Source organism: Lysobacter luteus (genome assembly GCF_907164845.1).
GTDB classification, from domain to species: Bacteria; Pseudomonadota; Gammaproteobacteria; order Xanthomonadales; family Xanthomonadaceae; genus Novilysobacter; species Novilysobacter luteus.
This window is the reverse complement of sequence record NZ_OU015430.1, coordinates 1492297-1504321: the sequence shown is the minus strand read 5'-3', so window position 1 is coordinate 1504321 and position 12025 is coordinate 1492297. Positions and strand designations below refer to the sequence as shown.

The 12025-nt window shown below is 67.3% G+C and carries 11 protein-coding genes; 6 read left to right on the top strand and 5 right to left on the bottom strand.

Annotation, left to right across the window (positions count from 1 at the left end; all coding sequences use genetic code 11):
* Window position 1: 1 nt before the first annotated feature.
* Window positions 2-472 (bottom strand): hypothetical protein, encoded by a 471-nt coding sequence (locus tag KOD61_RS07040; RefSeq protein ID WP_215218021.1) that lies wholly within the window; start codon window positions 470-472, stop codon window positions 2-4.
* Window positions 473-562: 90 nt separating this feature from the next.
* Between KOD61_RS07040 and clpS the strand changes: the two genes are divergently transcribed.
* Together clpS and clpA are read left to right on the top strand one after the other, a co-directional pair.
* Window positions 563-883, top strand: a complete 321-nt coding sequence (gene clpS / locus KOD61_RS07035; RefSeq protein WP_215218020.1) for an ATP-dependent Clp protease adapter ClpS — start codon at window positions 563-565, stop codon at window positions 881-883.
* 146 nt (window positions 884-1029) lie between these two features.
* The gene (clpA, locus tag KOD61_RS07030; protein ID WP_215218019.1) at window positions 1030-3300 is read left to right on the top strand and encodes an ATP-dependent Clp protease ATP-binding subunit ClpA; all 2271 of its coding nucleotides are present in this window, start codon (window positions 1030-1032) and stop codon (window positions 3298-3300) included.
* 67 nt (window positions 3301-3367) lie between these two features.
* Here the strand turns inward: clpA and infA are convergent, their stop codons facing one another.
* The 4 genes from infA to trxB form a co-directional block, all read right to left on the bottom strand.
* Window positions 3368-3586 (bottom strand): translation initiation factor IF-1, encoded by a 219-nt coding sequence (gene infA, locus KOD61_RS07025; RefSeq protein WP_031372296.1) that lies wholly within the window; start codon window positions 3584-3586, stop codon window positions 3368-3370.
* A gap of 102 nt (window positions 3587-3688) precedes the next feature.
* Window positions 3689-4417, bottom strand: a complete 729-nt coding sequence (aat, locus tag KOD61_RS07020; RefSeq protein ID WP_215218018.1) for a leucyl/phenylalanyl-tRNA--protein transferase — start codon at window positions 4415-4417, stop codon at window positions 3689-3691.
* On the bottom strand, window positions 4398-5564 hold the full coding sequence (locus KOD61_RS07015; RefSeq protein WP_215218017.1) for a GNAT family N-acetyltransferase: 1167 nt from the start codon (window positions 5562-5564) through the stop codon (window positions 4398-4400). Before KOD61_RS07015 ends, aat begins: the two co-directional genes overlap by 20 nt.
* A 51-nt stretch (window positions 5565-5615) precedes the next feature.
* Window positions 5616-6569, bottom strand: a complete 954-nt coding sequence (trxB, locus tag KOD61_RS07010; protein WP_215218016.1) for a thioredoxin-disulfide reductase — start codon at window positions 6567-6569, stop codon at window positions 5616-5618.
* Window positions 6570-6820: 251 nt separating this feature from the next.
* On the opposite strand from trxB, the gene ald reads away from it, so the two are divergent.
* The 4 genes from ald to KOD61_RS06990 all read left to right on the top strand — a co-directional run bounded on the left by ald (window position 6821) and on the right by KOD61_RS06990 (window position 12012).
* Window positions 6821-7891, top strand: a complete 1071-nt coding sequence (gene ald, locus KOD61_RS07005; protein ID WP_215218015.1) for an alanine dehydrogenase — start codon at window positions 6821-6823, stop codon at window positions 7889-7891.
* 112 nt (window positions 7892-8003) lie between these two features.
* Window positions 8004-10364 (top strand): DNA translocase FtsK, encoded by a 2361-nt coding sequence (locus KOD61_RS07000; RefSeq protein ID WP_251370543.1) that lies wholly within the window; start codon window positions 8004-8006, stop codon window positions 10362-10364.
* Between the two features lie 97 nt (window positions 10365-10461).
* Window positions 10462-11091 carry an outer membrane lipoprotein chaperone LolA gene (gene lolA / locus KOD61_RS06995; RefSeq protein WP_215218014.1) on the top strand — a complete coding sequence of 210 codons (630 nt, stop codon included), beginning with the start codon at window positions 10462-10464 and terminating at the stop codon, window positions 11089-11091.
* 192 nt (window positions 11092-11283) lie between these two features.
* The gene (locus KOD61_RS06990; protein ID WP_215218013.1) at window positions 11284-12012 is read left to right on the top strand and encodes a hypothetical protein; all 729 of its coding nucleotides are present in this window, start codon (window positions 11284-11286) and stop codon (window positions 12010-12012) included.
* Window positions 12013-12025: the final 13 nt, after the last annotated feature.

The following is a 12025-nucleotide window of genomic DNA, read 5'->3' as shown; positions in this document are numbered from 1 at the left end:
CTCAGAAGTCGTCCCCGCCGCCGGTGAGTTCGATTTCCATCTCGTCGGCGGCCTCGCTGGCGGCGGTCATCGCGTCGCGGATCTCCTCGTTGCTCGCATCGCCCGAGACCTTGACGACGAATACCGCGTACTCGCCCTGCTTGGTCCAGGCGCCGAGCTTGGTGTCGTTGCTGGCCTCGAGCAGGTGGTTGGCGACCAATGCCGGGAACGCGCCGTTCTCGGCGCGGTATGCCGGCGACCAGATTTCGCGGATCGTGTGGGCGCCGTACTCGTAGATGGGGGACCGGATGTACACGAGCTGGCTGCGGCCTTCGCCGGCCTCGAACACCATCATGTAGTCGCCGTCCTCGTCGATCTCGTAGCTCGTACCGAGCGCGTCGAGCTGGCTGGCGACGGCAGGGTCGGCTTCGGCAGCCGCGGCGCCGGCGGCGAGCGCGGTGGTGAGTAGCAGGATGACAGGCAGCATCTTCATTGGCGGATCCCCCGATTGAGGCGTTCATTCTGCCGATCCCACCGTGTCGCCGTCCATCGCTCCGGCGGCCGGGCGACCTATAATCCACCGATGCCAAGATCGCCCGAACACGACCACCACCACGGTGCCCTGGTCGAGACCAGCAAGCCCGAAGTCGCGCGCCCGCCGTTGTATTCCGTGCTGCTGCTCAACGACGACTACACCCCGATGGATTTCGTCGTCGAGGTGCTGATGCGGTTTTTCCCGATGACCGCCGAGAAGGCCACCCAGATCATGCTCCACGTGCACACGCGGGGCAGGGGCGTATGCGGGGTTTTCACGCGGGAAGTGGCCGAATCGAAGGTGGCACAGGTCAACGAGTTCTCGCGACTGAACCAGCATCCCTTGTTGTGCACGATGGAAAAAGCGTGACCGGGAGGCCTGCAGGCACCGCATCGTTCGTTGGATAAATGGAAGCGGAACCGGCCGCATCGTGACCCTTCCACCGCGCTGGGGTGACATGGAAAAGCATGCGGGCACCCCCATCTAGGACCGCAACAGCTTTCAGAGGCTTTCCAATGTTCAGCAAGGACCTGGAGTTCAGCATCGGCCAGTGCTACAAGCGCGCCCGCGAGGAGCGCCATGAGTACATGACCGTCGAGCATCTGCTGCTCGCGCTGCTCGACAACCCCTCGGCCGAGACCGTGCTCAAGGCCTGCAGCGCCGATTTCCCTCGCCTGCGTGGCGACCTCGAGCAGGCCATCGCCACGTCGGTATCGGTGCTGCCCGATGACATCGACCGCGACACCCAGCCGACCCTGGGCTTCCAGCGCGTGCTGCAGCGCGCGGTCTACCACGTGCAATCCTCCGGCAAGAAGGAGGTCACCGGCGCCAACGTGCTGGTGGCGATCTTCGGCGAAAAGGACTCCCACGCCGTCTATTACCTCAACCAGCAGGACATCGCCCGGTTGGACGTGGTGAATTTCCTGTCCCACGGCATCGCCAAGCAGGGCGAGGGCGAGGCGCACCCGGCCGAGTCCGACGCGCCGGCGGTGGATGGCGAGGAGGGCAAGGCCGACGCGCTGGAGGAGTTCGCGGTCAACCTGAACCAGCTGGCACGCGACGGGAAGATCGACCCGTTGGTCGGTCGCGCCGAAGAGGTCGAGCGGACCATCCAGGTGCTCTGCCGCCGCCGCAAGAACAACCCGCTCTACGTTGGCGAGGCCGGCGTGGGCAAGACCGCGATCGCCGAGGGCCTGGCCAAGCGCATCGTCGATGGCGAGGTGCCCGAGGTCCTGGAGGACGCGACCATCTACGCGCTCGACCTGGGCGCGCTGGTGGCCGGGACCAAGTACCGCGGCGACTTCGAGAAACGCCTCAAGGCGGTGCTCGCCCAGATGAAGAAGATCGAGGGCGCGGTGCTGTTCATCGACGAGATCCACACCATCATCGGCGCCGGCTCGGCGTCGGGTGGGACGATGGATGCCAGCAACCTGATCAAGCCCGCGCTGTCGTCCGGCGATCTGCGCTGCATCGGTTCGACCACGTTCCAGGAATACCGCGGCATCTTCGAGAAGGACCGGGCGCTGGCGCGGCGCTTCCAGAAGATCGACATCATCGAGCCGACCGTGGGCGAAGCGTTCGAGATCCTGCAGGGCCTGCGGCCCAAGTACGAGGCCCACCATGGCGTCACCTATGCCGACGACGCCTTGCAGGCGGCGGTGGACCTGTCGGTCAAGCACATCGGCGACCGGTTGCTGCCGGACAAGGCCATCGACGTGATCGACGAGGCCGGCGCGCGCCAGCGGCTGCTGCCGATGGACGTGCGCAAGGCCAACATCGACGTCGAGGAGATCGAGACGATCGTTGCCAAGATGGCGCGGATCCCGGCCAAGCAGGTTTCGGCGACCGACAAGGACGTGCTCCGCAACCTCGAGCGCAACCTCAAGATGGTGATCTTCGGGCAGGACCCGGCGATCGAGTCCCTGGCGTCGGCGATCAAGCTGTCCCGCTCGGGCCTGGGCAACCCCGACAAGCCGATCGGCAACTTCCTGTTTGCCGGTCCGACCGGTGTCGGCAAGACCGAGGTGACCCGCCAGCTCGCGCTGCAACTTGGCATCGAGCTGGTGCGATTCGACATGTCCGAATACATGGAGCCGCACTCGGTCAGCCGCCTCATCGGCGCGCCTCCGGGCTACGTTGGCTTCGACCAGGGCGGCCTGCTGACCGAGAAGATCGTCAAGACGCCGCATTGCGTGCTCTTGCTTGACGAGGTCGAGAAGGCCCACCCGGACATCTTCAACATCCTGCTGCAGGTGATGGACCGCGGCACCCTGACCGACACCAATGGGCGGGAGGCCAACTTCCGTAACGTGATCCTGGTGATGACCACCAACGCCGGCGCGGCCCAGGCGTCGCGCCGCTCGATCGGCTTCACCAAGCAGGACCACAGCACCGATGCGATGGAAGTGATCCGCAAGGGCTTCGCCCCCGAGTTCCGCAACCGACTGGACGCGGTGGTGCAGTTCCAGGCGCTCGGCTTCGAGCACATCCTGCGGGTGGTCGACAAGTTCCTGATCGAGCTCGAGGCCCAGTTGCACGAGAAGGACGTCGCCATGAGCGCCACGACGGAGGCGCGCGATTGGCTGGCCCAGCACGGCTTCGACCCGATGATGGGTGCGCGGCCGATGGCGCGGGTGATCCAGGACCGGATCAAGCGACCGCTGGCCGACGAGCTGCTGTTTGGCAAACTGGTCGGCGGTGGTCGCGTGACCATCGACGTCAAGGACGGCGAGCTGGTGGTCGACGCGCAGGCCGAACCCGAGCGGCTGCTGCCGGCCACCGTGTAGGCATGCACAAGCCGGGAACGAAGAAAGGCGGCCAATGGCCGCCTTTTCTTTCAGTAACTTACCGCGATTACTTCATGCGGTAGGTGATGCGTCCCTTGGTCAGATCGTACGGGGTCATTTCCACCTTGACCTTGTCGCCGGTGAGGATGCGGATGTAGTTCTTGCGCATCCTCCCCGAGATGTGGGCAATGATTTCGTGCCCGTTTTCGAGGCGCACACGGAACATGGTGTTCGGAAGTGTTTCCGCCACCGTGCCCTCGAATTCGATCACGTCGTCTTTTGCCATGTGTTTCCTGGTTGCTGCGGTCAGGCGGCGCGAAACGCGGCCGCGAAGCCGGGCATTCTGCCACGATGTGGCCGATCAGGCAAAAGCCGGGAACACAGGCATTCAGGCCAACGCCCGGGCGGGCAGCACGCCGAACCGGGTCCGCCAATCGAAAGACTCCTGCGTCGCGACCAGCGGTGCGATCGCCTGCAGGAACCGCTCACGTGGCCACGACTCCGCCCCCAGGGTGAGCAGGTGCGGATTCTCGACCTGGGCGTCGAGCAGCGGCCACTCCCACTCGGCCAGCCGGCGGCACAGGCCTGCCAACGCCACCTTGGATCCGCCGGACGCGGCGCTGAACATGCTCTCGCCAAAGAACATGCGCCCGATGGCCACCCCGTACAGCCCACCGACGAGCCTGTCGCCTTCACGCACCTCCACCGAGTGCGCGTGGCCAAGCTGGTGCAGCCGCAGGTAGGCCGCGCGCATCGCCGGCGTGATCCACGTGCCGGGTTGGCCGTCCCGGGGGATCGAGGCGCAGGCATCGATGACCCGTTCAAAGTCGGTGTCCGCTTGGACGGTCCAGCCCGACCGGCGCAACGTGCGCCGCATCCGGGTCGACAGGCGGACACCCTCGGTTCGGAACACGGTCCGGGGGTCGGGCGACCACCACAGCAGCGGCTGGCCGTCGGAATACCAGGGAAACACCCCGTGCGCGTAGGCGTTTAGCAGCCGCGTCACTGTCAGGTCACCGCCCATCGCCAGCAGCCCGTCGGGTTTGCGCAGCGCAGTACGCGGGTCCGGGAATGGCCCGTCCGGATCCGCGGGCAGCTCAGGCAGGCGGATCGGCATCGCTGCGCGCCCGGGTGGATGGGGTGGACTTGAACGGCGAACGCGACGCGAGGGTCTGCGAGTAGCGGCGAACCGCCTCGGCTTCGTCCGTGCACCAGGTGCGCAGGGCCTCCCGGAAGGCGGGGTGCGCGATCCAGTGGCGGCTGCGGACCGTGCGCGGCAGGAACCCCCGCGCCAGCTTGTGCTCGCCCTGCGCGCCGGGCTCGAATCGCGACAGCCCGTTGCGCAGGCAGTACTCGATGCCCTGGTAGTAGCAGGTCTCGAAGTGCAGGCCGGGGATCGTCTCGGTGGCGCCCCAGTAACGCCCGTACAGCGTGTCGCGACCGCGCAGGCAAAGCGCCCCGGCCACTGCCGCGCCGTTGGCCCGCTCGGCGATCACCAGTACCAGCGACCGGGGCATGGTCTCGGCCAGGTGGTCCAGGAATGCCAGCGTCAGCGCCGGGTGGTTGCCGTATTCGGCGAAGGTCTGCCGGTAGAAACGATGCATCGTCGCCAGGTCGGCCGGCGTCGCGTCACTACCGTCGACTACCCGGTACCCGATCCCGGCGCGGGCGACCTTCGCACGCTCCTGCCGGATGTTCTTGCGGTGCCGGTGGTCGAACGCGTCCAGGTAATCGGCGAAGTCACGCCAGCCCGCGTCGTTGTGCCACTGGTATTGCACGTCGACCCGGGGAAGCCAGTCTTCACCGAAGCCGCTGTCTTCGGCTGCCGTGTGGAAATTGACGTGCGCCGACGAAAGCCCCGCATCTGACGCCGTCGCAACCATGGCTGCCAGCAGTGCTTGGCGTTCGCCGCCGGTAGCGGCAAGCAGGCGCGGGCCGGTCACGGGCGAGTAGGGCACCGCGCACAGCTGCTTGGGGAAGTACTCCAGGCCGTGTTGCGCATACGCATGGGCCCAGGCGTGGTCGAACACGAATTCGCCGTGCGAGTTGTGCTTGAGGTAGCCCGGCGCGGCGGCCACCAGGGCGCCATCGCGCCACAGGGTCAGGTGGCGTGGCGTCCAGCCCCATTCGGGCCGCAGGCAGCCATGCGTCTCCAGCCCTGACAGGAAGGCGTGCGCGACGAACGGATTGGTGCCGTCGTGCAGTCCATCCCACGCCGTGGCAGCGATGGTGTCCAGTTGGTCGATCAGTCGGACGTCGGACATGCCTTCATCTTCGCCCGAAGCGCGCGGGGAGCAATCCGCGCGGCAGGGCGGTCACTCGCCCTGGTCGAGGAACTTCTCCGCGTCCAGCGCTGCCATGCAACCAAAGCCGGCCGAGGTGATGGCCTGGCGGTAGACCTGGTCGGCGACGTCGCCTGCGGCGAACACGCCCTCGACCGACGTCTGGGTCGCGTTGCCGGCAAGCCCGGAGGTGATCTGCAGGTAGCCGTTCTTCATCTCCAGCTGGCCCTCGAACAGCGATGTGTTCGGGGTATGGCCGATCGCGACGAAGAAGCCGTTGACCGGGATCTCCCGGGTGGCGTTGTCCCTGGTCGAGCGCAGCCGCATGCCGGTGACGCCGCTGTCGTCGCCGAGGACCTCGTCGACGGTGTGGTCCCAGACCAGCTCGATCTTGCCGGCCTGCGCCTTGGCGAACAGCTTGTCCTGCAGGATCTTCTCGGCGCGCAGGCTGTCGCGGCGGTGCACCAGGTAAACCTTGCGGGCGATGTTGGACAGGTACAGGGCCTCTTCGACCGCGGTGTTGCCGCCGCCGATCACCGCCACGTCCTGCTCCTTGTAGAAGAAGCCGTCGCAGGTCGCGCAGGCCGACACGCCCTTGCCCATGTACTTCTGCTCGGACTCGATCCCCAGGTACTTGGCGCTGGCGCCGGTGGCGATGACCAGCGCGTCACAGGTGTACTCGCCGTTGTCGCCGGTCAGCCGGAACGGGCGCCTGGACAGGTCGGCGCTGTGGATGTGGTCGAACACGACCTCGGTGTCGAACCGCTCGGCGTGGGCCTGCATCCGCGCCATCAGGTCGGGCCCCATCAGGCCATGGGCGTCGCCCGGCCAGTTGTCGACCTCGGTGGTGGTCATCAGCTGGCCGCCCATCTGCAGGCCGGTGATCACCAGCGGCTTGAGGTTGGCGCGGGCGGCGTAGACCGCCGAAGTCCAGCCGGCGGGGCCGGAGCCGAGGATGATCAGGCGGGCGTGCTTGCTTGGGGTCATGGGTATAATCGCGGCGATAGCGGGACGCGCCTTGGGGCGCGAAAACAAGGCCGCGGTGCACTGGCACTACCAGTGGCGACCGCGGCCGGCTCGAGCCATAGCTTGGCGGCGGCGTCCCGGCAAAACAAGGCAGCTTCCACGGACGCAGTGTTTCAGCGCCGTGGCATCGACGACGGACCGGGAACCCACACAACCTGGCCAGACGCCGCTCCGACGCGGCGTTTTTTTCTGGCATAGCGGAGAGCAGCGCAATGCGTATCGGTGTACCGAAGGAAACCAAGACCCTCGAAGGGCGCGTCGCGCTCGTACCGGCCGCCGCCGGCGACCTGGTCAAGCGTGGCCACGAGGTCTGGCTGGAGAAGGACGCCGGCATCAAGAGCGGCTTCAGCGATGACGAGTACGTCCGCCTGGGCGTGAACATCGCCGCCGACGCCGCTGAGCTCTACGGCAAGTCCGAGATGATCGTGAAGGTGAAGGAGCCGATCGCCGGCGACCTGCAGCACCTGCGCAAGGACCACCTGCTTTTCTGCTACCTGCACCTGGCGGCCGAGCCGGAGCTGACCCGCCGGCTGCTCGACATCGGCCTGACCGCCGTCGCCTTCGAGACCGTCGAGCTGCCCAACGGCGACCTGCCGCTGCTGGCCCCGATGTCGATCATCGCCGGCAAGATCGCCACCCAGGTCGGCACAACGCTGCTGCACCAGCCGCAGGGCGGCAAGGGCAAGCTGCTCGGCGGCCTGCCGTCGACCGAGCGCGGCAAGGTGGTGGTGTTCGGCGCCGGCAAGGCGGGTGGCGCCGCGGCGGCACTGGCCGCGGCCGGTGGCGCCAACGTCACGGTGTTCGAGATGCGGACCGATCGCATGGACGAGATGATGGCGCTGGGCCCCAACGTCACCGCGCTCTACCCGTACCACGACGTCGTGGCCCGCGAGGTCGCCTCGGCCGACCTGGTGGTCGGTGCCGTGCTGGTGACCGGTGCCAAGGCGCCGCGCGTGCTGACCCGCGAAATGCTGAAGGGCATGCAGGATGGCAGCGTGGTGGTGGACATCTCGATCGACCAGGGTGGTTGCTTCGAGACCTCGCGCCCGACCACCTGGAAGGAGCCGACCTACGTGGAGGAGGGCGTGACCCACTTCTGCGTGACCAACATGCCCGGCTCGGTGCCGCAGACCAGCTCGCAGGCCATCTGCGCGGCGATCCTGCCGTGGGTCAACCGGCTCGCGGCCGGTGGCGCCTGGCGTGACGACCCCGCGCTGGCGCGCGGCATCAACGTTGAAGGCGGCAAGTTGGTCCATCCGGCGCTGATGGACATGAAGCTGTAGAACGGTTGCGACCCGCCCCGCCTGGGACGGCGCCGGCGGGTCCGCTGTCGCGTTGGTCGTTTAATACGTATATTCAATGACTAACGTTATCTAGCTAAGGCAGAGCATTACGGTGGCGCAAGCCTCGACCGCAACCCGCAGGAAAAAGACCCCCGACCAGACCCGCGCCGAGCCCTCGACGCGCCGTCAGCGGCTGACCCGCGACATCGCGCTGATCCTCATCGCGCCGTTGCTGCTGTACCTGCTGGTGTGCCTGGTCACCTTTTCCCCGACCGACCCGAGCTGGTCGCAGTCCGGGAGCGTCACGGCGCCGCTGCACAACCGCGGCGGGCAGGTTGGCGCATGGCTGGCCGACATCCTGCTGTATCTGACCGGCTACGTGGCGTTCCTGCTGCCGGTGGTGCTGGGCCTGATTGCGTGGATCGCGCTGTTCCGGGCCGACGCCGACGTCGACGAGGATGCCGAGTTCGGGCCGGCCCTGCGGCTGGTGGGCATCGTCGGGTTCCTGGTGTCGGCCACCGGACTGCTGCAACTGCGGATCGGACCGGTGCTCGATTTCTCGGCGGGAGCGGGCGGCATCCTGGGCCAGCTGGTCGGGCGCTCGCTGTACAGCGGCTTCGGTCCGGTCGGCGGCAATCTGTTCCTGCTGGCGTTGCTGCTGGTGTCGGTGACGCTGGCCACCGGCATTTCCTGGTTCACCGTGATGGACCGGATCGGCCAGTGGGTGCTTGCCCTTGGCCCGGTGCTGTCGCGGCTGTTCCGGCGCGGCAGCCGCCAGGCGACCGAATGGCAGCAGACCCGCGCGATGCGCGAGGAGCGCGAGGAGGTCCGCAAGGTCGACACCGAGCTGCGGGCGAAGCGGGCGCCGGTCAAGATCGAGCCGCCGGCACCTGCAACGGTCGAGAAGAGCGACCGGGCCAAGCGCGAGCAGCAGATCCCGCTGTTCCACGTTGGTGACGGCACCGGCATCCCGCCGCTGGCGCTCCTCGACGACCCCAAACCGCAGCCCAAGGGCTACAGCCCCGAGACGCTGGAAACGCTGTCGCGCCAGATCGAGTTCAAGCTCAAGGACTTCCGCATCGACGCCAACGTGGTCGGTGCCTACCCCGGGCCGGTGATCACCCGTTTCGAGATCGAGCCGGCACCAGGCATCAAGGTCAGCCAGATCAGCTCGCTCGACAAGGATATCGCCCGCGGCCTGTCGGTGAAGTCGGTGCGCGTGGTCGACGTGATCCCCGGCAAGTCGGTCATCGGCCTGGAAACGCCGAACACCCAGCGCGAAATGATCTACCTGTCCGAACTCCTGCGGTCCAAGGAGTACGACAAGTCCCACAGCCCGCTGACGCTGGCGCTGGGCAAGGACATTTCCGGCCGCCCGACGGTAGCCGACCTGGCGCGCATGCCGCACCTGCTTGTGGCCGGCACCACCGGCTCGGGCAAGTCCGTGGCCGTCAACGCGATGGTCCTGAGCCTGCTCTACAAGGCCTCTGCGAAGGACCTGCGGATGCTGATGATCGACCCCAAGATGCTCGAGCTGAGCGTCTACGAGGGCATCCCGCACCTGCTTGCGCCGGTCGTGACCGACATGAAGGAGGCCGCCAACGGCCTGCGCTGGTGCGTGGCCGAGATGGAGCGCCGCTACAAGCTGATGTCGACCGTCGGCGTGCGCAACCTTGCCGGGTTCAACAAGAAGGTGCGCGACGCGATCGAGGCCGGCCAGCCGATGCTGGACCCGCTGTTCAAGCCCAACCCCGACATCGACGAGGCGCCGCCGCAGCTGGAGCCGCTGCCGCACATCGTCATCTTCATCGACGAATTCGCCGACATGATGATGATCGTCGGCAAGAAGGTGGAGGAGCTGATCGCGCGGCTGGCGCAGAAGGCGCGCGCGGCCGGCATCCACCTGATCCTCGCGACCCAGCGTCCCTCGGTCGACGTCATCACCGGCCTGATCAAGGCCAACATCCCGACCCGCATCGCGTTCCAGGTGTCGAGCAAGATCGATTCGCGGACCATCCTCGACCAGTCCGGCGCCGAGGCGCTGCTGGGCAACGGCGACATGCTGTACCTGCCGCCGGGCACGGCGATGCCCGAGCGCGTGCATGGCGCGTTCGTGTCGGACGAGGAAGTGCACCGGGTGGTCGAGCACCTCAAGCAGGTCGGCGGCAAGCCCGATTACATCGAGGGCGTGCTTGAGGACGTACAGACCATGGGCGACGGTGTGGTCGTCGGTGCCACCGGCCTGCCCGAGAGCGCCAGTGCCGGCGATGAGTCGGACCCGCTGTACGACGAGGCGGTGCGCGTGGTGACCGAGACCCGTCGCGCGTCGATCTCCGGCGTGCAGCGCCGGCTCAAGATCGGCTACAACCGGGCCGCCCGGCTGGTAGAGGCAATGGAGGCTGCCGGAGTCGTGTCGCCGGCCGAACACAACGGCGACCGCAGCGTGCTGGCCCCGCCGCCGCCACGCGACTAGGGGGCGACGGGCGCAGGTGAACGGACGTCTCCGGCATCGAACACCCGTTCAGCTTCGTCCCCACACACTGCGACCACGCTGATCGGAGACCGATTGAATGAAGCAGATGACCCGCTGGACCACCGGCCTGCTGTTGTGCGCCGTCACTGCCGGCAGTGCCTTTGCCGGTGCCCGCGACGACCTCGACACCTTCACCAAGGGCCTGAAGGGCCTGGATGGGCAGTTCGTGCAGCAGGTGTATACCTCGCAGGGCAAGCTCAAGGAGACCTCCAGCGGTGAAGTGCAACTGTCGGTCCCGCGCCTGTTCCGCTGGGAGTACACCAAGCCGTATCCGCAGTTGATCGTCGCGGACGGCAAGAAGGTGTGGATCTACGACCCGGATCTCGCCCAGGTGACCGTGCGCGAGCAGGGGATCGAAGAGCAGAGCAGCCCGCTTGCGGCGCTGTTCGAGCCTGCGCGGCTGGACGCCATGTTCCAGGTGGAGGAGAGCGGCGAAGCCAACGGCGTGTCCTGGCTCAAGCTGACCCCGCGGGACGGCCAGGAAGCCAGTTTCCGCAGCGCCCGGTTGGGCTTCGATGAAGCCGCCCTGGTGAAGATGGAGGTGGTGGACGCAATCGGCCAGCGCACGGAAATCCGGTTTACCGGTTGGCAGCGCAATCCCCGCTTTGCAGCGGATACCTTCAAGTACACCCCGGCCAAGGGCGTGGACGTGATCGGCGGCGGCTGAACAGCACGCGCGTGGCGTGGGAAACGGCGAGGGCTTCCTCGCCGTTTTCGTTTGCGGCGCGGCATCTCCAGTCGTGTGCGGGGTCATGAACATGATCCGTTCATTTTCAATGACTTGGGATCACGGCCCCTCGACGGTGCCGCGTCCACAGTGCGGTCCATGCGCCACGTCCCGGCGCCGCAGGAACCCGCAATGCACCGTCACCTTCTTCGCAAATCCGTCCTCGTCGCCATGATGGCGTCCGCTGGCGTGCTGACCTCGGTCGCCATCGCCCAGAAGCCTGCAACCGGCCCGAACTGGGTGCACGCGCAGGCGCGGGATACCGCCCCCGATTCGCGCATCGAGGGCGACCAGTCGATGGATGCCGCCGTGGCGGCAGCGGTGATCGGCGCAGTTGCGACGGAGTTTGGTGAGCGCAAGGTCGAGGTGCGTCTGGACGAGGTCGCGGTCATGCCCGCCAGCATCCGCGACCGCACCGTTACCGGTGAAGGCCGGCTCCGCATCGGCGGCGACGACGAATGGGTCGCGTTCCAGTTCGATGTTCTCTACGACACCGAGACGGCCACAGCCGGCGTGCCGGCCCTGCGTCTGGGCGACCCGGACCCGGCGTCGGACCCGGTCCCGCTCGATTCCCAGCTGGCTGCCGAACTGGACGCGCATGTCAATGCCGCGCTCGACGCGGAGTTCTCAAGCCAGGCGGTGGAGCTGGTGACCACCCGCGTGACTGCCGCGAGCGCCGGCGGCCGCTTCCTCCAGGTGGAAGCGATGGGTACGGCCGAATTCGCGGGGGAGGGCACCACCCCGGCGCAGGTCCGGGCACTGTATGACCGCAGCTCCGGTGACTGGGTGCGGCTGGATTACGAACTCGGGACCACGTCCAACTGGGCGGATGAGGCCGAGCCCGCGGTCGCAGCCCGCTGATCCCGCAACCGGG

Excerpts from the sequence above, each read along its gene's own strand:
- clpA (WP_215218019.1), top strand. The coding sequence starts at position 1,030 with ATGTTCAGCAAGGACCTGGAGTTCAGCATCGGCCAGTGCTACAAGCGC.
- aat (WP_215218018.1), bottom strand. The coding sequence starts at position 4,417 with ATGCCGATCCGCCTGCCTGAGCTGCCCGCGGATCCGGACGGGCCATTC.
- clpS (WP_215218020.1), top strand. The coding sequence starts at position 563 with ATGCCAAGATCGCCCGAACACGACCACCACCACGGTGCCCTGGTCGAG.
- KOD61_RS07040 (WP_215218021.1), bottom strand. The coding sequence starts at position 472 with ATGAAGATGCTGCCTGTCATCCTGCTACTCACCACCGCGCTCGCCGCC.
- KOD61_RS06990 (WP_215218013.1), top strand. The coding sequence starts at position 11,284 with ATGCACCGTCACCTTCTTCGCAAATCCGTCCTCGTCGCCATGATGGCG.
- KOD61_RS07015 (WP_215218017.1), bottom strand. The coding sequence starts at position 5,564 with ATGTCCGACGTCCGACTGATCGACCAACTGGACACCATCGCTGCCACG.
- ald (WP_215218015.1), top strand. The coding sequence starts at position 6,821 with ATGCGTATCGGTGTACCGAAGGAAACCAAGACCCTCGAAGGGCGCGTC.
- trxB (WP_215218016.1), bottom strand. The coding sequence starts at position 6,569 with ATGACCCCAAGCAAGCACGCCCGCCTGATCATCCTCGGCTCCGGCCCC.
- lolA (WP_215218014.1), top strand. The coding sequence starts at position 10,462 with ATGAAGCAGATGACCCGCTGGACCACCGGCCTGCTGTTGTGCGCCGTC.
- infA (WP_031372296.1), bottom strand. The coding sequence starts at position 3,586 with ATGGCAAAAGACGACGTGATCGAATTCGAGGGCACGGTGGCGGAAACA.